Genomic DNA, 23290 nt, shown 5'->3' with positions numbered 1-23290 from the left:
GATCCATTTTTCACGAACCCGACGAGCGCCTCGCACAGGCCAAACAGAACAAAATTCTGCGTTATCGAATTTATATCATATAAAAAAAGGAGCCGAAGCTCCTTTCATCCTCGTTGCCATCGACTCAGCGCTTGCAAATATCCACCAGCAGCTCTTCCATCCACTGATGGCCTTTATCGCGGCCAGCCGCTTCATGCCACGAGAGATAGCAGGTCCGGCTGTTGACCTTCAACGGTAAGGGTAATATTTGCAGTGCTAATTTATCGGCAAACTCATTGGCCAACCAGCGTGGCGCAATGGCCACCATCTGGGTTTGCGATACCACGTTTAATACGCTGACCATCGCATTACCCTGATAGGCGATACGCGCCTGCTTATCGGCGGTGTCATACCACGGTAAACTGAATGAGGCATACCGATCGAGAGCCACCGTAGCATGCTCCTCACGATAAATATCCGCCTCCATCACCGGCCCGGAAATACGGGGGTGGTTGCGACTGGCCACCAAAACCATTTCGTCTTTGAATAACGGGACGCAGGCAAACTCAGGGCGACGGAACTCTTCATAACCGATCACAAATTCCGTTTCCTGGTAACGTAACTGATGTTCTGTATTTTGATTCAGCGCGGATTTAAAGACCAAATGAATATTGGGCGCGATCTCCGCAACTTTATTAAAAATAACCGACGTCAGGATGTTATCCAGCGGGCTGCAGACGCACAGATTGAAAACGCGCTCACTGCTTAGCGGTTCAAAACCAGAGCCCGGCAATTCGTTTTGTACCAGCTGTAGTGCCTGGCGCACAGAACCAAAAAGCTGATAGGCCCGCGCCGTCGGCTGAATACCGCGGCCATAGCGCACAAACAGCTCATCATTAAACATCACTTTCAGACGTGAAACCGCATTGCTCACCGCGGGTTGCGACATGCCGAGCATATGGGCGGCACGGGTAATATTCTGCTCTTGCATCACCGCATCAAAAACGGTGAGCAGATTGAGATCAACCATCCGTAGTTGAGGTTTAACGACTTCCTGTCCGGGGGCTGTTTTATATTCTGGAGTTTCAATTAACATATCTAATTCCGCCGTCACGATGAATTCCCTTTACTAAACCACTATAATTAGCGTCGAAAATATCATTTATCATGCAAATGACATTTGCAAAATAGCAAAGGAGATTTTTAGGAATATATCAAGGCTATGAGTGGCAGTGAAAAAGCGGGATTACCAGGAAAATGAACCGCTCAAACCATACCAGTTACTTAATGATGATGAGTGTAACCATAATCCGTAAAAATAAAAACAACACCAATAGTTAACTGTAACTTAAGCAATAATAAAGTATTTTAGTTTTAACACCATATTATTAACAAATACTTATCATTGAAAAATAATCCGCTAATGAGCAAATACATTCACAAGGAAAATAAATATAATATTTTCATTCAGATAGCTTTTTTTTGCCGCCTCGTTCACGGCACATCGTGGGCGATGCGTTGAATGCAAAGCACTTTTTCAAATGAAACAAATGAGGACGCGCCTCCCTTTGTCCAAAATAGGATCTTCGGCAAAACAGGGCTTACATCAGCACAATTTGCTAATTCACATCGTGAGCCAATAACGCTTTTTCCGTGCCAGGGGTTGACTTTAAAACGGCTATCCAGTAACTCTAAAAGCATAACGATTTCATCTGGAGTTTGACGCAATGATTCGCACCGCTCGTATCACCAGCCTACTACTACTAAACGCATGCCATTTGCGCGGTAGGCTGTTGGGTGACGTTCAGCGTTAAGTCATCTTCCAGCAAGACTATAAAACCCGCGCCTTGGCGCGGGTTTTTTTATGCTCGTCAACAAGGCGCCAGGACACAGACTAAGGATCCAAACCATGAGCCAGCAAGTCATTATTTTCGATACGACCTTACGTGATGGCGAACAAGCGTTACAGGCAAGCCTGAGTGTCAAAGAGAAGCTGCAGATCGCTCTGGCCCTTGAGCGTATGGGGGTCGACGTAATGGAAGTCGGTTTCCCGGTCTCGTCCCCGGGCGATTTTGAATCGGTGCAAAGTATCGCGCGCACCATCAAAAACAGCCGTGTTTGCGCTCTGGCGCGCTGCGTTGAGAAAGATATTGATGTAGCAGCGGAATCCTTAAAGGTGGCTGAAGCTTTCCGCATCCATACCTTTATTGCGACCTCGCCGATGCATATCGCCACCAAACTGCGCAGCACGCTGGATGAAGTGATTGAGCGCGCGATCTATATGGTGAAGCGGGCGCGCAACTACACTGACGATGTCGAATTCTCCTGTGAAGACGCTGGCCGTACGCCGATTGCCGATCTGGCTCGCGTCGTCGAAGCGGCGATCAACGCTGGCGCCACCACCATTAATATCCCGGACACCGTCGGCTACACTATGCCGTTCGAATACGCCAACATTATCAGCGGCCTGTATGATCGCGTGCCGAATATCGACAAAGCGATTATTTCCGTCCACACCCATGATGATCTGGGCATCGCCGTCGGTAACGCCCTCGCCGCGGTCCACGCCGGTGCACGCCAGGTAGAAGGCGCGATGAACGGTATCGGCGAACGCGCCGGTAACTGCGCGCTGGAAGAGGTCATCATGGCGATCAAAGTGCGCAAAGACATCATGAACGTGCACACCAACATTAATCATCATGAAATCTGGCGCACCAGCCAGACCGTCAGCCAAATCTGCAATATGCCGATCCCGGCCAACAAAGCCATCGTCGGCACCGGCGCCTTCGCCCACTCCTCCGGCATCCACCAGGACGGCGTGCTGAAGAACCGCGAAAACTACGAAATCATGACCCCGGAATCCATCGGCCTGAACCAGGTACAGCTGAACCTGACCTCCCGCTCCGGCCGCGCGGCGGTGAAACACCGGATGGAAGAGATGGGTTACCAGGAGAGCGATTACAACCTGGATCATCTGTACGACGCCTTCCTGAAGCTGGCGGACAAAAAAGGCCAGGTCTTCGATTACGATCTGGAAGCGCTGGCGTTTATCAACAAGCAGCAGGAAGAGCCGGAGCATTTCCGTCTGGATTACTTCAACGTCCAGTCCGGCTCCAGCGATATCGCGACCGCCTCGATCAAGCTGGTCTGTGGGGATGAGATCAAAACCGAAGCCGCCAACGGCAATGGCCCGGTCGACGCCATCTACCAGGCCATTAATCGCGTCACCAATTACAACATTGAATTAGTGAAGTATGGCTTAAGTGCAAAAGGCCACGGCAAAGATGCCCTGGGCCAGGTGGATATCGTCGTTGACTACAACGGCCGCCGCTTCCACGGGGTGGGTCTGGCCACAGATATCGTTGAGTCGTCAGCAAAAGCCATGGTTCACGTGCTGAACAACATCTGGCGCGCCGCCGAAGTCGAAAAAGAATTGCAACGCAAAGCTCAGAATAAAGAGAACAATAAGGAAACCGTGTAATGTCGAAGAATTACCATATTGCCGTTTTGCCGGGTGATGGCATTGGCCCGGAAGTGATGAACCAGGCGATGAAAGTACTGGAAGCCGTGCGCCAACGTTTTGCCATGCACATTACCACCAGCCAGTATGACGTCGGTGGGGCGGCTATTGACCGTCAGGGGACTCCCCTGCCGCAGGCGACCGTCGCCGGATGCGAACAGGCGGATGCGATCCTGTTCGGCTCCGTTGGCGGCCCGAAATGGGAACACCTGCCGCCCGCCGAGCAGCCAGAGCGCGGTGCGCTGCTGCCGCTGCGTAAGCACTTCAAACTGTTCAGCAACCTGCGTCCGGCCAAACTGTATCAGGGGTTGGAGGAGTTCTGCCCGCTGCGCGCCGACATCGCTGCCAACGGCTTCGACATTCTCTGCGTTCGCGAACTGACCGGCGGCATCTACTTCGGCCAGCCAAAAGGCCGCGAAGGCAGCGGTCAGCATGAGAAAGCCTTTGATACCGAGGTGTATCACCGCTTTGAAATCGAACGTATCGCGCGCATCGCTTTTGAATCCGCTCGTAAGCGTCGTCACAAAGTGACCTCCATCGATAAGGCCAACGTCCTGCAGTCGTCCATTCTGTGGCGCGAAATCGTCACCGAGATCGGCAAGGAGTATCCGGACGTTGAGTTGGCGCATATGTATATCGATAACGCCACCATGCAACTGATTAAAGATCCGTCCCAGTTCGACGTGCTGCTGTGCTCCAACCTGTTTGGCGACATCCTCTCCGACGAGTGCGCGATGATCACCGGCTCGATGGGTATGCTGCCATCCGCCAGCCTCAACGAACAAGGTTTTGGCCTGTATGAGCCGGCGGGCGGTTCCGCACCGGATATCGCCGGCAAAAATATCGCTAACCCGATCGCGCAGATCCTCTCTCTGGCCCTGCTGCTGCGCTACAGCCTCGACGCTGACGAAGCGGCGACCGCCATTGAGAGCGCCATCAACCGTGCCTTAGAAGAAGGGGTTCGTACCGGCGACCTGGCGCGCGGTACGGCGGCGGTCAGTACTGATGAAATGGGCGATATTATTGCCCGCTATGTCGCAGAAGGGGTGTAATCATGGCGAAGACGTTATACGAAAAATTATTTGATGCGCACGTAGTGTATGAGGCGCAGAACGAAACCCCGCTGCTGTACATTGACCGCCATCTGGTGCACGAAGTGACCTCCCCGCAGGCGTTTGACGGCCTGCGCGCACATGGCCGCCAGGTGCGCCAGCCGGGTAAAACCTTCGCTACCATGGATCACAACGTCTCGACGCAGACCAAAGATATCAACGCGTCCGGCGAGATGGCCCGCATCCAGATGCAGGAGCTGATTAAGAACTGTAAAGAGTTTGGCGTTGAGCTGTATGACTTGAATCACCCATACCAGGGCATCGTCCACGTCATGGGCCCGGAACAGGGCGTCACCCTGCCAGGGATGACCATTGTTTGCGGTGACTCCCATACCGCCACCCACGGCGCGTTCGGGGCGCTGGCGTTCGGTATCGGCACCTCCGAAGTGGAGCATGTGCTGGCGACCCAGACCCTGAAACAGGGCCGCGCGAAGACCATGAAAATCGAAGTTCAAGGCAAAGCGGCGCCGGGCATTACCGCCAAAGATATCGTGCTGGCCATCATCGGTAAAACCGGTAGCGCCGGCGGCACCGGCCATGTGGTTGAGTTCTGCGGCGAAGCGATCCGAGATCTGAGCATGGAAGGGCGTATGACCCTGTGCAACATGGCGATCGAGATGGGTGCCAAAGCGGGCCTGGTCGCGCCAGACGAAACCACCTTCAATTATGTACGCGGCCGTCTGCACGCGCCGAAAGGCAAAGATTTTGACGATGCCGTCGCGTACTGGAAAACCCTGAAAACCGACGACGGCGCGACGTTTGATACCGTGGTGACGCTGCAGGCGGCAGAGATTGCCCCGCAGGTGACCTGGGGCACCAACCCGGGCCAGGTGATCTCAGTGACGGATAATATCCCCGATCCGGCGTCATTCAGCGATCCAGTGGAACGCGCCAGCGCCGAAAAAGCGCTGGCCTACATGGGCCTGAAATCCGGGATCCCGCTGACGGATGTGGCTATCGATAAAGTGTTTATCGGCTCCTGCACCAACTCGCGAATCGAAGATTTACGCGCCGCGGCGGAAATCGCTAAAGGGCGTAAAGTGGCGCCGGGTGTCCAGGCGCTGGTGGTGCCGGGTTCCGGTCCGGTGAAAGCGCAGGCGGAAGCGGAAGGCCTGGATAAGATTTTCATCGAAGCCGGCTTTGAGTGGCGCTTACCGGGTTGCTCGATGTGTCTGGCAATGAACAATGACCGCCTGAATCCGGGCGAGCGCTGTGCCTCCACCAGCAACCGTAATTTTGAAGGCCGTCAGGGCCGCGGCGGACGCACGCACCTGGTGAGCCCGGCAATGGCCGCAGCGGCAGCTGTTACCGGTCATTTCGCCGATATCCGTAATCTGAAGTAAGGAGACCATCATGGCAGAGAAATTTACCCAACATACCGGCCTGGTGGTTCCGCTGGATGCTGCAAACGTCGATACCGACGCGATTATTCCCAAGCAGTTTTTGCAGAAAGTGACCCGCACTGGCTTTGGCGCCCACCTGTTTAACGACTGGCGCTTTCTCGACGATAAAGGCCAGCAGCCGAACCCGGATTTTGTGCTGAATTTCCCGCAATACAAAGGGGCGTCAATCCTGCTGGCACGTGAAAACTTCGGCTGCGGCTCCTCGCGCGAGCACGCGCCGTGGGCGTTGACCGATTACGGCTTTAAGGTCGTTATTGCGCCAAGCTTTGCCGATATCTTTTACGGCAACAGCTTCAATAACCAGCTGCTGCCGGTAACCTTGAGCGACGAGCAGGTCGACGAGCTGTTCAAGCTGGTGCAGGCCAACCCGGGCATGACGTTTGAAGTGGATCTGGAAGCGCAGGTAGTTAAAGCTGGGGATAAAACCTACAGCTTTAAGATCGACGACTTCCGTCGCCACTGTATGCTCAACGGCCTGGATAGCATCGGCCTGACGCTGCAGCACGGAGAGGCGATTTCCGACTATGAACGCAAGCTGCCGGCGTTTATGAATTAACCTTCGGGCCCGGTCATTTGACCGGGCTTTTTATTTTATCGTGACGGGAAATTGAGATCCCGCGCACAAAAAACAATATTCTCGCGCTGGTCGCCAGACCATTACGCTGACCTGTACTGAGAGATAAAGGCGAATCATTCCGCTTTCCTCCCCTTTCTCTGCGCTGTTTATGTATTATCCCTTCACTGCAAGTAAAAATAAGGTACGAGTGTTTAATATAAAAATATAAGAATGTGAAGGAAGCGTTAATCTCATAGAGAACCCCTATAGCTCAGAACAAAAAAAAGCATTATTTTTCGATTTTTCCCCTCGCTATCTTTTACCACAGAGAAATATTAACTAAGGACACGCCCGGGCCCCCGCATATCGGCCTCCCGGCCTCCTGTGGAGAGAAGAGATGAGCCACTACCCGCACCTTTTCAGTCCGTTGACCATCAACGGCATGACGCTTAAAAACCGCATTATCATGCCCCCTATGGGCACCAATATGGCCACGCTCAACGGCGAGGTCTCGCAGGAACAGCTTGAATACTACGAACTGCGGGCTAAAGGTGGCACCGGACTTATCACCATCGAAAATATCTGTATTGATTTTCCCTTCGCTTCCAATGGCACCACACAGCTGCGCATCGATAACGATCAATATATTCCGCGACTGTTTAAATTAACCGAAACCCTGCATAAACATGGCGCCTGCGTATCCATTCAGTTAAATCATGCTGGCGCTTCCGCTTATGCCTACCGCCTCGACGGTCAGACGCCGCTCTCCTCCTCCTCGACGCCCTCGAAAAAGAACGGAAATATTCCGCGCCCGATGACGCATGAGGAAATTTATCATGCCGTTGAAAAATTTGGTGATGCCGCGGAGCGCGTTCGTCGTGCGGGTTTTGACAGCGTCGAAATTCATGCCGGTCATTCCTATTTAATTAGCCAGTTTTTATCGCCGTTATTTAACAAACGCACCGATGAATTTGGCGGCAGCGTCGAAAACCGTACCCGGATATTAAGTCTGATTATCGATAAAGTGCGCGCCTGCGTGGGGCCGCGTTTTCCGGTCAGCCTGCGCATCAGCGCCGATGACTTCCTCAAAGGTGGCAATACCCTCGAAGATTCCCTGCGGATCCTTGAACTCTGCCAGGATAAGGTCGATATCATCAACGTCTCTGCGGCGCAGAATGACAACCTGAATCTGCAAATCGACCAGATGTCGCTGGAGGATGGCTGGAAGCGCTATCTTTCCCGCGCGGTGCGCGATAAATTCCATAAGCCCACGGTCATCGCCGGTAATATTCGCTCACCACAGGTGGCCGAGGATATTCTCGCCAGCGGCGATGCCGACCTTATTGCCATTGGCCGCGGCCTGATTGCCGAGCCGGAGTGGGTGCAGAAGGTGCAAGGCGGTAAAGAGCGCCTGATGCGCAAATGCATCTCCTGCAATATCGGTTGCGCTGACCATCGCATCGCCCGCTCGCGCCCGCTGCGCTGTTCGATTAACCCAGACATCATCCACGGCGATGCCTACAAAATGCGCCGCGTCAGTCGCGAAACGAACGTAGTAGTCATCGGCGCCGGCACCGCCGGGATGGAAGCCGCCTGCACCGCGGCGGAAGTCGGTTGCCATACCTGGCTGCTGGAGGCGAAAAACCACGTCGGCGGTCTCGCCAGCGATATCTCACGTCTGCCAGAGAAAAAGCGCATCGCCGATTTCCCGCAGTTTATGAAAAATCGCATCGCCTCGCTGGACAACCTGATGCTGCAGGTCGGCAAACGTGCCGACGTGGCCTCAGTTTCCGCCCTGCATCCGCATCTGATTGTCAACGCCACCGGCTCAACGCCGCTGCTGCCGCCCATTGAAGGCTTGCGGGAAAACATTGATACCGCGGACGGCAAAGTCTTTTCCATTACCGGCATGATCGACAACCTGGCGAAATTTACCAATATCGAGGGTAAACGTATCGCCGTCGTCGGCGCAGGCGCCGTTGGCCTCGACGTTATCGAATACTTTACGGCACGCGGCGCACAGGCGGTATTAATCGAGATGCAGGACGCCGCCGGTCGCGACCTCGACATCATTACCAAAAATGCCATGTTGACCATGCTCGACGAGCACCAGGTCGAACAGCACATGAATACCCAACTGATGGCGGTCGCTGCTGACCATTTCCGGGTGAAAAATACACAGCAAACCTTCGATATCCCCTTTGACTATGGCTTTGTCTGCCTGGGGATGCGCGCCAACCGGACGGGTCTCGACGAGATCGAGCGCTGGGCCAATGCCAATAACGTCAAAATCATGAATATCGGCGACAGCCTGATGGCGCGGCGCATTATCGACGGCATCCGCGAAGGCCGCAACGTGCTGGATACCCTGGAAGACATGGGTGCGCTGGGCAGCCGCGAAGCACAACGAATTCCCTTTCTAACTTATTGAGGATTTTTGTCATGGCAGAACGTATTACTGGACACACTGAGCTGATTGGCCTGATCGCCACCCCGATTCGCCACAGCATGTCACCCACCATGCATAACGAGGCTTTCGCCCATCTCGGGCTGGACTATGTTTATCTGGCTTTTGAAGTCGGTAATCAGGAGCTGAAAGACGTTGTGCAGGGCTTCCGGGCAATGAAGCTGCGCGGCTTTAATGTCTCTATGCCGAACAAAACCGAAATTTGCCAGTATCTCGATAAACTGTCGCCGGCGGCGCAGCTGGTCGGGGCGGTCAACACCGTGGTCAACGACGATGGCGTACTGACCGGGCATATCACCGACGGCACCGGCTATATGCGCGCCCTTAGCGAAGCGGGTATCGATATCATCGGCAAGAAGATGACCGTGCTCGGCGCCGGCGGTGCGGCGACCGCGCTCTGCGTCCAGGCGGCACTGGATGGCGTGAAAGCAATCTCCATCTTTAACCGCCGCGATAAATTCTTCGCCAACGCCGAAGAAACGGTAGCTAAGATCCGCAACAACACCAACTGCGAGATCCATCTGTTCGATCTCGACGATCATGACAAGCTGCGCGCCGAAATCGACAGCAGCGTGATCCTGACCAATGCCACCGGCGTTGGCATGAAGCCGTTCGAAGGCCAAATGCTGCTGCCGAACGACAGCTTCCTGCGCCCGGATCTGATCGTTTCTGACGTCGTCTACAACCCGCGTAAAACCCACCTGCTGGAAGTGGCGGAGAAAAAAGGCTGCCGCACCCTGAACGGTCTGGGGATGATGCTGTGGCAAGGCGCGCGCGCGTTCGAAATCTGGACGGGTAAACAGATGCCGGTTGATTACATCAAGAGCATTCTGTTCTAAGAGGCGAATGATGAAAAATAAATACATCCCTACTGCGGCAGGGCTGTATCTCAACTACCTGATCCACGGCATGGGGGTGCTTTTAATCACCCTCAACATGGCCCATCTTCAGGAACAGTGGGGAACAGATGCTGCTGGCGTATCCATCGTTATCTCCTCGTTAGGTATCGGCAAGCTGGCGACCATTGTGACCGGCTTTTTGTCGGATCGCTTTGGCCGTAAGCCTTTTATTTATCTGGGGATCCTCAGCTATCTGATCTTCTTCGTCGGCATCCTGCTGACTAAAAATATCTATCTGGCCTACGTCTTCGGCATTATGGCGGGCCTGGCGAATAGCTTCCTCGACTCCGGAACCTATCCGGCGCTGATGGAGTCTTTCCCGCACTCCGCCAGCCGGGCCAACGTGCTGATCAAAGCCTTCGTTTCCGCCGGGCAGTTCCTGCTGCCGTTCATTATCAGCTTCCTGATCTGGGCGAATCTGTGGTTCGGCTATTCGTTCGTGATTGCAGCGGGGCTGTTTGTCCTGAGCGGTATCTACCTGCTCAAAATGCCGTTCCCTGATAGCCAGTCGGCGAAAAAAGAGGAAACCTCCACGGCGCAGGCGGAAGCAACTGCCCGGCCGCAGGCCAATAAACTGGATATGGTGGTCTTCACCCTGTACGGCTACATTGGCATGGCGACCTTCTATCTGGTCAGCCAGTGGCTGGCGCAGTACGGTCAGTTTGTGGTCGGCCTGCCCTATGCCTCGGCGATTAAACTGCTTAGCATCTATACCGTCGGTTCGCTGGTTTGCGTCTTCGTGACCGCCGCCTTCGTCAAAGAGGTGTTCAGCTCAGCCATCGCCATGATCATCTATACTGGCCTGTCGATGATTTCGCTGCTGCTGGTGTGCCTGTTCCCGACGCCGATGATGGTCACCGGCTTCGCCTTTGTCATCGGCTTTGCCGCCGCCGGCGGGGTACTGCAGCTGGGAGCAACCATCATGGCGATGAGTTTCCCGAACGGAAAAGGCAAGGCAACCGGGATCTTCTACACCGCCGGCAGTATCGCCAGCTTCACGATCCCGCTGATCACCGCAAAGCTTTCGCAGATCAGTATCGCCAGCATTATGTGGTTTGATCTTCTGATCGCCGTAATCGGCTTTGTGATCGCCCTGTACATCGGCTATCGTCAACTGCAGGCTCGGGCGGCACAAAAAGTGTCCCGCACCGCAGTCACCGCCTGAGGTTCAACGCGAACAATAATGGATACCTACATGACAAATGCAGTAACCGTAAAGAACATCACCTTTCAGGAAGGGGAAACCCTCATTTGTGTACCGCTGATCGGCAAAACCCTGGATGAGATACTGGGTAACGCCCACGGCCTGGTTGACGCCGGGGCCGATATTATCGAGTGGCGCGTTGACCACTTTACCCAGGTCAGAGAACTGACCCAGGTGATGACCGCGCTGGCGGAAATCCGTGGCGCGCTGAAAGCGCTCCCGCTGCTGTTCACCTTCCGCAGCAAAAAAGAAGGTGGCGAAACCGAGATCAGCGACGAAGCATATTTCACGCTCAATCGCGAAGCCGCGCGCAGCGGACTGGTTGATGTTATCGATATCGAGCTATTCAATGATGAAGCGCAGATCCGCGCGCTGGTTGACGATGCGCATGCCGCGGGCGTCAAGGTGATCATGAGTAACCATGATTTCCACAAGACCCCCGCTCAGGAAGATATTATCTATCGCCTGCGCCGCATGCAGGATCTGGGTGCCGACCTGCCGAAGATCGCGGTGATGCCGCAGTCGCCGCAGGACGTTCTGACCCTGCTCGCCGCCACGCTGACCATGAAAGAAAAATATGCGACTCGCCCGCTGATTACCATGTCGATGGGGAAATCCGGTGGCGTTAGCCGGGTGACCGGGCGCTTGTTCGGTTCGGCGATGACCTTCGGCACCGTAGGACAGGCTTCTGCGCCAGGACAGATCGCTATCGCCAAGCTACGTGAAGTGATGGATATTCTCTCCTGATACCCGGATGGCCCGGAGATCACCTCCGGGCCAATCGCTAACAGAGATTCTGGCTGTCGTGGATAACCACATTTTTAAATGACTGTAGCGCTGGGGAAAGTAGCCGATCTTTCATTGTCGCCAGATAGATGTAGCGTGGGGGGATGGTGTTTTTAATCTTCAGGATGTGAACGTTGTAATAGGAGAGCGCAGAGATCCGCGGCATAATCGCGATCCCATAGTCAATACTGACCAGCCCGGCCATCGCGGTATCCTCTTCCACGTAGCAGGCGATCTCCGGTACCAGCTTTTGCTGCATAAACACATTATCGATAAACGGACGTAAACCGCTATTCTCTGAAAAATAGATATAGGGATAATGAATCGTCTCTACCAGATCGACCTCATGTTCATACAAGCGGGCCAACGGATGATCCTTCGCCGTGACCACCACCAGCTCCTGCTGAATAACCGGAATAAAATCGATATCCGGCTCATCAGCAATATAAGAACAGATCGCCAGATCGACTTTGCCGGCTTTCAGCTCCTGCAATAACGTCAGTGATGTCCCCTGAGTAAAAGAAAAAGTAACATTGTGACATTCAGGTGAAAGAGAATATTGATTAATTAACTGCGGAACAACATATTCGCCCATCGTGTAAATAAAGGCGATGCGAATGTTCTCTTTATTCTCAACGCCATTTTTTTGTAGTGTCACCCGGCCATTTTCCAGCGAGGCCAGCGCATCTTCGACATATGGCAGAAAACGCTTGCCGTTTTGCGTAATTTTAACGTTCCGTCCTTGTCTGGCGAACAGCGCGACCCCTAACTCCTTCTCCAGCTCCGATATCGCATGGCTTAGCGAGGGCTGAGTGATGCACAGACTGGAGGCAGCTTCGGTGTAATGTTCGGTTTCAGACAGACGTTTAAAATAATAAAGTTGCTTTAGGTTCATTATTTTTGCCCGTATAATATAAGAATAAATGCACTGACGCTAATATACCATGCAAGCCACCAATAATGTGCGTGAGCGGGTAAATATCGGCGTTACATCAAATATTCTTTTGTGAAGCGTATGAATATGCAACAAAGCGTTGCCATTCATAGATACTATCTATAGTTCCTGGAGATGTTTTTGCATGTGCGAATATATGCAAAAATATTTTAAACTTTAAAGGAACTCGCTATGAGTATGTCAAACTCTCAGGAAGTCCTCACTTCCTCATCGGGGACGAAAAAAAGAAGCCGCGCTCGGATAGTTATTTTACTGCTGTTGTCCGTCGGAACGATGATCAATTATCTCGATCGCACCATCCTTGGTATTGTCGCCCCACAATTAACCCAGGAAATTCATATCGATCCGGCGATGATGGGCATCATTTTCTCCGCCTTTGCCTGGACCTATGCGCTGGCGCAGATCCCCGGTGGGGTATTTTTAGACCGATTTGGTAACAAGCTCACCTATGCCCTGTCTATTTTCTTCTGGTCGCTGTTTACTCTGCTGCAAAGTTTTACCCTCGGGCTGAAAACCCTGCTCCTCCTGCGCCTGGGGCTTGGCGTCAGCGAAGCGCCCTGCTTTCCGGCCAACAGCCGCATCGTCAGCACCTGGTTTCCCCAGCATGAGCGCGCGCGCGCGACGGCAACATATACAGTTGGTGAATATATAGGGCTGGCCGCTTTCTCGCCGCTGTTATTTTTAATCCTCGAACACCATGGCTGGAGAACGCTGTTTTTTCTCACCGGCGGATTAGGTATTTTATTTACGTTGGTGTGGTGGCGTTTTTATCACGAACCGCATGAATCACGCATGGCTAATAAAGCAGAGTTGGATTACATCGGCGCAAACAACATTAACAATAAAATCCAGAACGTTCCATTTAACTGGTGTGACGCCAGGCGTCTGCTGGGTTGTCGTCAGATCGTAGGCGCCAGTCTGGGCCAGTTCGCCGGGAACACCACGCTGGTGTTTTTTCTGACGTGGTTTCCCAGCTATCTTGCCAACGAGCGCCATCTCCCCTGGCTTCACGTCGGATTCTTCGCCACCTGGCCCTTCCTCGCCGCCGCGATCGGCATCCTCTTCGGCGGCTGGATCTCGGACCGGTTGCTGAAGCGAACCGGCTCCGTCAACATTAGTCGAAAGTTGCCAATAATTTCCGGTTTATTGTTGTCCAGCTGTATTATTGCGGCGAACTGGGTAAGCGCTAACAGCACCGTTATCATTATTATGTCGGTGGCGTTTTTTGGCCAGGGAATGGTCGGTCTGGGCTGGACCTTAATTTCTGATATTGCCCCGGAAAATATGGCAGGCCTCACCGGCGGCATATTTAATTTCTGTGCCAATATGGCATCCATTATTGCGCCACTGATAATTGGCGTGATTATTTCCGCAACGGGTAATTTCTTTTACGCACTGATCTACGTCGGCCTGACGGCGCTGATCGGCGTGATTGCCTACATTTTTATCATCGGCGATATCAAGCGTATCGTCCTGGAGTAGTCAGCTTGCCCCGGCGACGCTGTACGCCGGGGCAAGGCGGTTTGTCAGATATCCTTCACCTTGCTGGTCAAAAACAGCGTCACCAGCGAAATCGCGGCGATCGTCCAGTAGACGCTGGCGTGGCCATAACTTTGCGACAGCGCCCCCTGCATCACCCCGGCGAGGATCACACCGGTGGAAATACTGTTGGTGAACAGGGTGGTCGCCGCCCCCGCCCGACCCGGCATTAAATCCTGGAACCACAGCATACCGATCCCGGCGATAATGCCGATAAAGACCGCGTTAAACAGCTGCAAGGCCAACAGCGCCGTACGGCCATGAAACAGAATCAACCCGGCATAAAACAGCACACCGGCCGCGACCGCCGCCACCATCATTTTCCGTTTGCCAAAGCGCTTCACGTAGTAACCGGCGAGGATCATCGCCGGTATCTCCAGTCCGGCGGCAGTACCCATCAGGATCCCGGCCAGGCTATCGGGAAGGGCGAGATCGCTACTGATCCACAGCGGCATATCAATGATATACATCGTGTTGCAGGTCCACATCAGCGTGGAGGCGATAAACAGCATGCGTACGTTCTTATCCTGCCAGCCGCCGGCCTGCACCAGCGCCGCCGCCTCTTCCGAAGGCTGTTCCACCCGCGGGACCGAGGGCAGTTTGATGGCAATCAGCGCCAGACTAATCACAAAGATGCCCGCCGCAATGGAAAACATGGTGGTAAAGCCATAATTGAGCGCCAGCATAAAGGCCAGAGGCGGGCCAATCACCCACGCCAGCGACAGCTGGGCGCGCATGATCGAGCTGAACATCACCACTTCCCGCGCTGAGCTGTCGGCATACTCCCGCGCCAGGGCGAAGAGCTGCGGCATCGCGGCATTGGCGATGGACGCCAGCATCACGCCGCAGGTAATTAGCGTCAGGTAGTGACGATTGAAGGCAAACAGCAGCGCATTGCCCACCGCCATCAGGCAGCAGAGCATAATTAACCGCCGCCGATCGCCGCGGCTATCGGAGCGCTTAGCCAACGCCAGACTCACCAGAATCCCGACAATAGCATTCACGGTGTAGAACAGGCCCACCCAGAACGGCTGCGCCCCCACTTCGCGGCTGAGAAACAAACTCAACGTCGGCGCCTGCAACGCGCCCGCCACGCCCATCATAAAAGCAACCAGCATAAAGGCAGCATAGACGCCGTTTAGCCGTCGTCCCATCGTCATCAACCACAGCATGGAATGTCCTTAACACACGCGAAGTAAACGAAAAAAGCCAGCAGAGGATTTCTGCTGGCGGGTGATTCTATACTCTATGGGTTTCATGTTGCAGGACAAAACGGTTAACCGTTTTGCACAGCGCTTGTGCTGGCCCTGAAAGGGTGAGCGTGGCCAAAACGTTAGGCCCTGAGCGCATCGACAGCGAAACGAACGGTCGCAGCCAACGCCCCTGCAGCGTGAAAAACGACGAGTATAACACCAATACTCAGTCACACATGATGTCTGCAAGTCAATGATCAGAGGCCTTTGACGTCACTCCCCACTGCATCAGTTCTCCCAGGATTTCCTGTTGTCGTCCTGCCATCAGGCGGGCCAGCCAGGACGCATCCTGCGTCGCAGAAAAATAGCGCTGGTAGAACGATTTTGCGGTAGACCTCATCATATTCACCTCCTCGCTTCATCGGGATTCATTATTGGCTTAATATGGGGAGTAATAAATTGCTGAGTTTTGCGCAGGAGTTCCCCTTTTATGTCTTCCAGCCGTCTGCAACAACAGTTCATCCGCTTATGGCAGTGCTGCGACGGCAAGTCGCAGGAGACCACCCTCAACGAGCTGGCGGAAATGCTGAGCTGCTCGCGCCGTCATATGCGCACCTTGCTCAATATGATGGAGTCCCGCGGTTGGTTGGCCTGGGAGGCGGAGGCAGGCCGCGGCAAGCGTTCGCGGCTGACCTTTCTCTATACCGGTCTCGCCCTGCAGCAGCAGCGTGCCGAAGATCTCCTCGAGCAGGATCGCATCGATCAGCTGGTGCAGCTGGTCGGCGATAAGGCCGCCGTCCGCCAGATGCTGATCTCTCATCTTGGACGCAGCTTTCGCCAGGGGCGGCATATCCTGCGCGTGCTTTACTACCGTCCGATGAAGAATTTACTGCCCGGCAGCGCGCTGCGGCGTTCGGAAACGCATATTGCCCGGCAAATATTCAGCGCCCTGACGCGGGTAAATGAGGAAAATGGGGAACTGGAAGCCGATATTGCCCACCACTGGCAGCAACTGACCCCCACCCACTGGCGCTTTTTCCTCCGCCCGGGCATCCATTTTCACCATGGCCGTGAGCTGGAGATGGCGGATGTAATCGCCTCTCTGCAGCGCAGCAATGCCCTGCCGCTCTATTCACATATCGAACGCATCGAATCGCCCACCGCCTGGACCCTGGATATTCATCTGCGCCAGCCCGACCGCTGGCTGCCCTGGCTGCTGGGCCAGGTGCCGGCGATGGTGCTGCCGCAGGAGTGGCAGACCATGAACCACTTTTCCTCCATGCCGGTCGGCACCGGCCCTTATGCCGTGGTGCGTAACAATCAGAACCAGCTCAAGATCCATGCCTTTGAAGACTATTTTGGCTACCGGGCGCTGATCGATGAGGTGAACGTCTGGGTGCTGCCGGAAATTAGTGAAGAGCCCAATGGCGGCCTGACGCTGCAGGGCAATACCGAAAGCGAAAAAGCGGTGGAGAGTCGCCTGGAAGAAGGGTGCTATTACCTGCTGTTCGACTCGCGAAGCCCGCTGGGGGCCAACGACGCGGTGCGTCGCTGGTTAAGCTATCTGTTTCAGCCCGCCAACCTGCTCTACCATGCGGGCGAACACTACCAGGGCAACTGGTTTCCCGCCTACGGCCTGCTGCCGCGCTGGCATCACGCCAGTAACCACGCCTGCGAGAAGCCGGCGGGGCTGGAGACCGTCACCCTCACCTATTACCGCGATCACGTCGAACATCGGGTGATCGGCGGGATTATGCGTGATCTGCTGGCAGCGCATCAGGTAAAGCTGGAGATCCAGGAGCTGGAGTATGATGCCTGGCATCGCGGCGAGGTGGTCAGCGATATCTGGCTCAACAGCGTTAACTTCACCTTGCCGATCGAATTCTCACTCTTCGCCTATCTGTACGAAGTCCCGCTCATTCAGCGCTGCATCCCCATTGACTGGCAGGCAGACGCTTGCAACTGGCGCGCGGGAGAGTTTAATCCGGCCACCTGGAGCCAGCGACTGCTGGCCGGGCAACATATCGTGCCGCTGATCCACCACTGGCTGATGATTCAGGGGCAGCGCAGTATGCGCGGCGTACGGATGAACACCCTCGGCTGGTTCGACTTTAAATCCGCGTGGTTTGCGCCGCCGGAGCCGTAAGCGCTTTCCGTCATCTGACAAAATCATTACACTAAGGCCGTTCTCAACGGGGTGCTAATAAACATACGCAATATCATTCAAGTTGCATCAAGGCAGCAAGCGGGTGAATCCCCTGGAGCATAGATAACTATGTGACTGGGGTGAACGCGCGAAGCTAACGTAGATGCGGCTTGAAGGATGAAGCGTATGGGCTGAGAAAATACCCGTCGAACCTGATCCGGATAACGCCGGCGAAGGGATTTGAGGCTCACTCAAAATCCTTTGCCACCCCTTTTTTCTGAGGTGCAAAGTGTTGAAAAAATTACTCCCGCTGCTGGCGCTGGTCGCCATGCCCGCTCTGGCTAAGCCTGTCCTCACCGTCTATACCTATGACTCCTTCTCTGCCGACTGGGGCCCCGGCCCGGCGGTCAAAAAAGCCTTTGAAGCGGACTGCGGCTGCGAACTGAAGTTCGTCGCCCTGGAAGATGGCGTTTCGCTACTGAATCGCCTGCGCATGGAAGGCAAGAACAGCAAGGCCGACGTCGTGCTTGGCCTTGATAACAACCTGCTGGAAGCCGCGGCGCAGAGTAAACTGTTCGCCAAAAGCCACGTTCCCGCCAGCGCGGTCAGTGTGCCGGGCGGCTGGGATAATGACACCTTTGTCCCCTACGATTACGGCTACTTCGCCTTCGTCTATGACAAAAACAAACTGACTAACCCGCCGAAAAGCCTGAAAGAGCTGGTTGAGAGCCCGCAGAAATGGCGCGTCATCTACGAAGATCCCCGCACCAGCACCCCGGGGCTGGGCCTGCTGCTGTGGATGCAAAAGGTCTATGGCGATAAAGCGCCCGAGGCCTGGCAGAAGCTGGCGGCGAAAACGGTCACCGTCACCAAGGGCTGGAGTGAAGCCTACGGTCTGTTCCTGAAAGGGGAAAGCGACCTGGTCTTAAGCTACACCACCTCGCCGGCTTACCACATAATTGAAGAGAAGAAAGACAACTATGCGGCGGCGAGCTTCGCCGAAGGCCATTATCTGCAGGTTGAAGTTGCCGCGCGTACCGCCGCCAGCAAGCAGCCGGAACTGGCGGAGAAGTTCCTCAAATTTATGGTCTCGCCTGGCTTCCAGAACGCCATCCCCACCGGGAACTGGATGTACCCGGTGACTCAGGTCGCGCTGCCGGCCGGGTTTGATACCCTGGTGAAGCCGCAGACCACCCTGTCGTTTACCCCGCAGCAGGTCGCCAGCGAGCGTCAGACCTGGATTAATGCATGGCAACGCGCCGTCAGCCGCTAAACCTTAGCGGGCTATTACCGGGCCTTTTTGCCGCCACCCTGCTCTGCGTCGTCGCGCTAGCGGCATTTATGGCGCTGTGGTTTAGCGCGCCCGGCGCGGGCTGGCAATCGGTCTTCAGCGATAGCTACCTGTGGCACGTGGTGCGCTTCTCCTTCTGGCAGGCGTCGCTGTCAGCGCTGTTCTCGGTGGGGCCGGCGATCTTTCTCGCCCGCGCGCTTTACCGGCGTCGCTTCCCGGGCCGCACGCTGCTGCTGCGCCTGTGCGCAATGACCCTGATCCTGCCGGTGCTGGTGGCGGTGTTTGGCATCCTCAGCGTCTATGGCCGCCAGGGGTGGATCGCCGCGCTGTTCCACGCGCTCGGCTGGCAGTGGGATTTCTCGCCCTACGGTCTGCAGGGCATCCTGCTGGCGCACGTCTTTTTCAATATGCCGATGGCCACCCGCCTGCTGCTGCAGGCGCTGGAGAGTATCCCTGGTGAACAGCGGCAAATTGCCGCCCAGCTTGGCATGCGCGGCTATGCCTTCTTCCGCTTCGTCGAATGGCCGTGGATGCGCCGGCACATTCCCGCCGTCGCTGCGCTGATTTTTATGCTCTGCTTTGCCAGCTTCGCCACCGTGCTCTCGCTGGGCGGCGGCCCGAAAGCCACCACGATTGAGCTGGCTATCTACCAGGCGCTGAGCTTTGACTACGATCCGGCGCGAGCGGCAATGCTGGCGCTGATCCAGATGCTTTGCTGCCTCGCGCTGGTGCTGCTCAGCCAGCGTCTGAGTAAAGCGGTGGCTATCGGCGTCAGCCATGTCCACGGCTGGCGCGACCCTGACGATCGTCTGCACAGCCGCCTGGGCGATGGACTCTTGATCGGCGCCGCCCTGCTGCTGCTGCTCCCGCCGCTGCTGGCGGTCATCGTCGACGGGATCAACCGCAACATGCTGAACGTGCTGGCGCAGCCGGCGCTCTGGCAGGCATTGAGTACCTCTCTGCGCATCGCCATCGCCGCCGGGCTGTTGAGCGTAACCCTGACGATGATGCTGCTGTGGAGCAGCCGGGAGCTGCGCGCCCGCCAGCGGCCGCTGGCCGGGCAGGCGATGGAGCTGAGTGGCATGTTAATCCTTGCGATGCCGGGGATTGTGCTCGCCACTGGCTTTTTTCTGCTGCTCAGTAACAGCGACGGACTGCCGGAGTCAGCCGACGGCATCGTCATCTTCACCAATGCCCTGATGGCGATCCCCTACGCGCTTAAAGTGCTGGAAAACCCGATGCGCGACGTGACCGCCCGCTACAGTATGCTGTGCCAGTCGCTGGGGATTGAAGGCTTCACGCGGCTGCGGGTGGTTGAGCTTCGCGCCCTCCGGCGCCCGCTGGCCCAGGCGCTCGCCTTCGCCTGCGTGCTGTCGATTGGTGACTTCGGCGTGGTGGCCCTGTTCGGTAACGAGGCGTTCCGCACCCTGCCTTTCTATCTGTACCAGCAGATAGGCGCCTACCGCAGCCAGGACGGCGCCGTCACCGCCCTGCTCCTGCTGCTGCTCTGTTTCTTATTATTTACGCTGATTGAAAAACTTCCGGGGCGTGATGCTAAAACTCAATGATGTGACCTGGCTGTACCAGCATCTGCCGATGCGCTTTACCCTCGACGTCGCGCGCGGCGAGCGTATCGCGGTGCTCGGCCCCAGCGGCGCCGGAAAGAGCACGCTGCTGAATCTGATCGCCGGTTTTCTGCCGCCCGCCAGCGGCAGCCTGCAGATCAACGGCGAGACGCATAACGCGACGCCGCCGGCGCAGCGTCCGGTCTCAATGCTGTTCCAGGAGAATAACCTGTTTAACCATCTCACGGTTCGGCAGAATATCAGCCTCGGGATCCACCCGGGCCTGAAACTGAGCCGCGAGCAGCAGGCGCAGGTGGCGGCGATGGCCGGACAGATGGGAATTGATGCGCTGCTGGAACGCCTGCCGGGCGAGCTTTCCGGCGGTCAGCGGCAGCGCGCGGCGCTGGCCCGCTGTCTGGTGCGCCAGCAGCCAGTGCTGTTACTGGATGAACCCTTCTCAGCGCTTGACCCGGCGCTGCGTCAGGAGATGCTGTCCCTGGTCGCCGATGTCTGCGAGCAGCAGCAGCTCACGCTATTGATGGTCTCCCACAGCGTGGAAGATGCCGCGCGCATCGCGCCGCGCTCGATAGTGGTCGCCGAAGGGCGGATTGTCTGGGATGGCGCCACCGCCGAGCTGTTAAGCGGCAACAGCAGCGCCTCGCATCTGATGGGCATCAGCGCGCAATAACCTTGTGCAGGATCGCCAGATAGACCGGCATCAGCGGATGGCGGCAGACCAGAGTCAGCGCCGTCGCGGCGACCACCACCATCAGCGGTGACAGCCACAGCAGTCGGCCGCGCGGCAGCCAGCGGGTCAGGCGATCGCCTGAGGTTTTCGCGCTCCGCCACAGCCGCCAGCACAGCCACCCTGCCAGCCAGGCCAGCAGCGCAGCCCCTAACAGCAGCCATTTAAAGCTGGCGCTGTTTTCATCGGCCGGAATATCAATCGCCGCCCCGGCGAGAATGCCGGGCAGGAAATAGAGCGGGGGCCAGAGCAGGCAGCCGATAATATTCGGTAGCACAAACTTCGCCACCGGTAGATCGAGCATCCCGGCGACCATCGGCACCAGCGGTCGCGTCGGCCCAACAAAGCGGCCGATCAGAATGGTGATCATGCTGTGCTGATGCAACGCATGCTCGGTCTTCTCCAACAGGGCACGGTTTTTCTTCATAAACGACCAGCGGTGCAGCGGCTTTTTGAAACGCCAGCCGAGCCAGAATGAGATCCAGTCGCCCAGCAGGCAGCCTACGATCCCCGCCAGCCACGCCTGCCAGAAGTTAACCTCACCGCTGCCGATAAGCGCCCCAAGGCCGGCCATCATCACCGTTCCAGGTAAGATAAGCCCCACCAGCGCCAGCGACTCGAGAAAGGCCACCAGCATCACGGCTAACAACGAGTAGACCGTGGATTGGGTGATAAAGTGTTCCAGCAATGCTTGCATAATGTACCCGGTTAAAAAACGAAGCCCGGATTCTCCGGAGCCATCGCGCCCTCGTCAAGCCACCAATTGTCTTAATAGTTTACTGGCTGTGACATTTAAGCGGGTCATCATTTCACTTTCTTTACTTTTTATTCACATCCTGCACGGAATTCGCTCGGGCTGGCGCCGGTGCATTTTTTAAATACGCGCGAAAAATAGAGCTGATCTTCAAAACCGACGTTGCGCCCGACGGTGGCGATCGGCATCCGCGTCGTGCTCAGTAGCAGTTTGGCCTGGCTGATGCGCTGATCTTCCCGCCAGCCGAGCACGCTGATCCCCAGCTGCTGGCGGAACAGGTGCGACAGACGCGAGGGCGACAGGCAGACGTGCTGGGCGACGCTGGCAATATCAAAATGGCTGTCGGCCAGATGGTCGCTGATGTACTGGCAGGCGTCGCGCACCCGGTTATCCAGCGGCGGATGCAGCGATTCGTTGATCGCCTCCATGCGCCGCAGCAGCAGCTGTTCCAGCAGATTTATCGCCAGCAGTTCGGAATAGCGCCCCGCCCCCTGCCCGGCATCGACGATCTGGCCGAACAGTTCGCCAAAGCGCGCCTGCCACTGTTCATCCGGACGGAAAAAGCCGGTCTGGGCGAAGATCGTCGGCCAGTTGAGCCACTCGTGCCAGTAGGCGCGTGGCCGGAAGTAGACCCACTGGTGATACCACTCGCTGGCGTCGGGATGGCGGCCGTAGTGATGGATCTCCCCTGGCGGGAACAGCAGCATATCGCCCGGCCGGCAGACGAACTGCTCGCCGTGGTTATTGATAACACCCTCGCCGCGGATCGTCAGGTTGAGAATATAGCCTTTCATGCCCAGCGGGCGGTCGATAAAGAAATCCAGGTATCCCTGCGCCTCAATCGGCGTGAGGCCGGTGACCAGATGAGCGTTAAAAGAGTAGCCCGGCAGCAGCGGATCGTTTTGCGTTTCGGCCATACGCGTGGTTCTCCCCGAAGGTATTAGTGACACCAATTGTCCATATTCATCATTTTATCGCTCTCGGCCCTGTCGCGACTGCGACGGCGGTGGGAATTTCGCTAAAAAGCCGCACAGTAAGCGAAAAAAGCGCCAGCAGCGTGCATTCCACCGTGATATGCCGGGTAACAGAAGTGTCTATAAATACGGCAGGAAAGTCCACATCGAATATTTGCACGGCGTCACACTTTGCGAGGTGACAGCAAAATAATCCATAAGA

General features: G+C 55.9%; 20 protein-coding genes and 1 riboswitch. Of the genes, 14 read left to right on the top strand and 6 right to left on the bottom strand.

The window, feature by feature from the left end; all coding sequences use genetic code 11:
• Positions 1–124 precede the first annotated feature (124 nt).
• Positions 125–1093: a transcriptional regulator LeuO gene (gene leuO / locus CWM53_RS17555; protein ID WP_100729986.1), complete on the bottom strand. Its 969-nt coding sequence runs from the start codon at positions 1091–1093 to the stop codon at positions 125–127.
• A gap of 613 nt (positions 1094–1706) precedes the next feature.
• Between leuO and leuL the strand changes: the two genes are divergently transcribed.
• From leuL to aroD, 9 genes are all read left to right on the top strand, one after another.
• Positions 1707–1793 carry a leu operon leader peptide gene (gene leuL / locus CWM53_RS17545; protein WP_004222662.1) on the top strand — a complete coding sequence of 29 codons (87 nt, stop codon included), beginning with the start codon at positions 1707–1709 and terminating at the stop codon, positions 1791–1793.
• A 95-nt stretch (positions 1794–1888) separates the two neighbouring features.
• Complete coding sequence (gene leuA / locus CWM53_RS17540) at positions 1889–3460, top strand: 2-isopropylmalate synthase (protein ID WP_061155771.1); 1572 nt, start codon at positions 1889–1891, stop codon at positions 3458–3460.
• A complete protein-coding gene (gene leuB, locus CWM53_RS17535; protein WP_008807444.1) occupies positions 3460–4551 on the top strand; it encodes a 3-isopropylmalate dehydrogenase in 1092 nt (363 codons plus the stop codon). The genes leuA and leuB overlap by 1 nt, the downstream gene beginning before the upstream one ends.
• 2 nt (positions 4552–4553) lie before the next feature.
• Positions 4554–5954: a 3-isopropylmalate dehydratase large subunit gene (gene leuC, locus CWM53_RS17530; RefSeq protein WP_061155772.1), complete on the top strand. Its 1401-nt coding sequence runs from the start codon at positions 4554–4556 to the stop codon at positions 5952–5954.
• 10 nt (positions 5955–5964) lie between these two features.
• Positions 5965–6570 (top strand): 3-isopropylmalate dehydratase small subunit, encoded by a 606-nt coding sequence (gene leuD, locus CWM53_RS17525; protein ID WP_008807446.1) that lies wholly within the window; start codon positions 5965–5967, stop codon positions 6568–6570.
• A gap of 397 nt (positions 6571–6967) precedes the next feature.
• Positions 6968–9001 (top strand): FAD-dependent oxidoreductase, encoded by a 2034-nt coding sequence (locus CWM53_RS17520; protein WP_074386870.1) that lies wholly within the window; start codon positions 6968–6970, stop codon positions 8999–9001.
• Between the two features lie 11 nt (positions 9002–9012).
• Complete coding sequence (locus CWM53_RS17515) at positions 9013–9876, top strand: shikimate dehydrogenase (protein WP_008807448.1); 864 nt, start codon at positions 9013–9015, stop codon at positions 9874–9876.
• 10 nt (positions 9877–9886) lie between these two features.
• Entirely contained in the window at positions 9887–11101 is a 1215-nt protein-coding gene (locus tag CWM53_RS17510) for an MFS transporter (RefSeq protein WP_074386871.1), read from the top strand.
• Positions 11102–11131: 30 nt separating this feature from the next.
• Positions 11132–11887, top strand: a complete 756-nt coding sequence (gene aroD / locus CWM53_RS17505; protein ID WP_074386872.1) for a type I 3-dehydroquinate dehydratase — start codon at positions 11132–11134, stop codon at positions 11885–11887.
• Positions 11888–11924: 37 nt separating this feature from the next.
• Here aroD and CWM53_RS17500 read toward each other — a convergent pair whose 3' ends face one another.
• Complete coding sequence (locus CWM53_RS17500; protein WP_061155777.1) at positions 11925–12821, bottom strand: LysR family transcriptional regulator; 897 nt, start codon at positions 12819–12821, stop codon at positions 11925–11927.
• A gap of 231 nt (positions 12822–13052) precedes the next feature.
• Here CWM53_RS17500 and CWM53_RS17495 point away from each other — a divergent pair, with 231 nt between their 5' ends.
• Complete coding sequence (locus CWM53_RS17495; RefSeq protein ID WP_074386873.1) at positions 13053–14363, top strand: MFS transporter; 1311 nt, start codon at positions 13053–13055, stop codon at positions 14361–14363.
• 44 nt (positions 14364–14407) lie between these two features.
• Here the strand turns inward: CWM53_RS17495 and CWM53_RS17490 are convergent, their stop codons facing one another.
• Both CWM53_RS17490 and sgrT read right to left on the bottom strand, forming a co-directional pair.
• Complete coding sequence (locus CWM53_RS17490) at positions 14408–15592, bottom strand: sugar efflux transporter (protein ID WP_074386874.1); 1185 nt, start codon at positions 15590–15592, stop codon at positions 14408–14410.
• 271 nt (positions 15593–15863) lie between these two features.
• A complete protein-coding gene (sgrT, locus tag CWM53_RS17480) occupies positions 15864–16016 on the bottom strand; it encodes a glucose uptake inhibitor SgrT (RefSeq protein ID WP_012542866.1) in 153 nt (50 codons plus the stop codon).
• 87 nt (positions 16017–16103) lie between these two features.
• On the opposite strand from sgrT, the gene sgrR reads away from it, so the two are divergent.
• The 4 genes from sgrR to thiQ all read left to right on the top strand — a co-directional run bounded on the left by sgrR (position 16104) and on the right by thiQ (position 21303).
• A complete protein-coding gene (gene sgrR, locus CWM53_RS17475; protein WP_061155779.1) occupies positions 16104–17759 on the top strand; it encodes an HTH-type transcriptional regulator SgrR in 1656 nt (551 codons plus the stop codon).
• Between the two features lie 37 nt (positions 17760–17796).
• Positions 17797–18016, top strand: a riboswitch (TPP riboswitch).
• A 32-nt stretch (positions 18017–18048) separates the two neighbouring features.
• Positions 18049–19032, top strand: a complete 984-nt coding sequence (gene thiB, locus CWM53_RS17470; protein ID WP_100729988.1) for a thiamine ABC transporter substrate binding subunit — start codon at positions 18049–18051, stop codon at positions 19030–19032.
• Entirely contained in the window at positions 19008–20618 is a 1611-nt protein-coding gene (thiP, locus tag CWM53_RS17465; RefSeq protein ID WP_100729989.1) for a thiamine/thiamine pyrophosphate ABC transporter permease ThiP, read from the top strand. The genes thiB and thiP overlap by 25 nt, the downstream gene beginning before the upstream one ends.
• The gene (thiQ, locus tag CWM53_RS17460; protein WP_074386878.1) at positions 20602–21303 is read left to right on the top strand and encodes a thiamine ABC transporter ATP-binding protein ThiQ; all 702 of its coding nucleotides are present in this window, start codon (positions 20602–20604) and stop codon (positions 21301–21303) included. The genes thiP and thiQ overlap by 17 nt, the downstream gene beginning before the upstream one ends.
• Here the strand turns inward: thiQ and CWM53_RS17455 are convergent.
• Both CWM53_RS17455 and araC read right to left on the bottom strand, forming a co-directional pair.
• A complete protein-coding gene (locus tag CWM53_RS17455; RefSeq protein ID WP_008807458.1) occupies positions 21290–22057 on the bottom strand; it encodes a DedA family protein in 768 nt (255 codons plus the stop codon). The genes thiQ and CWM53_RS17455 overlap by 14 nt on opposite strands.
• 128 nt (positions 22058–22185) lie before the next feature.
• Entirely contained in the window at positions 22186–23031 is an 846-nt protein-coding gene (gene araC / locus CWM53_RS17450; RefSeq protein ID WP_004204301.1) for an arabinose operon transcriptional regulator AraC, read from the bottom strand.
• Positions 23032–23290 lie beyond the last annotated feature (259 nt).

Source organism: Klebsiella sp. A-Nf5 (assembly GCF_002810545.1).
GTDB classification, from domain to species: Bacteria; Pseudomonadota; Gammaproteobacteria; order Enterobacterales; family Enterobacteriaceae; genus Klebsiella; species Klebsiella variicola.
The sequence above is the reverse complement of the archived record's forward strand: the minus strand, read 5'-3'. Positions and strand labels throughout refer to the sequence as shown.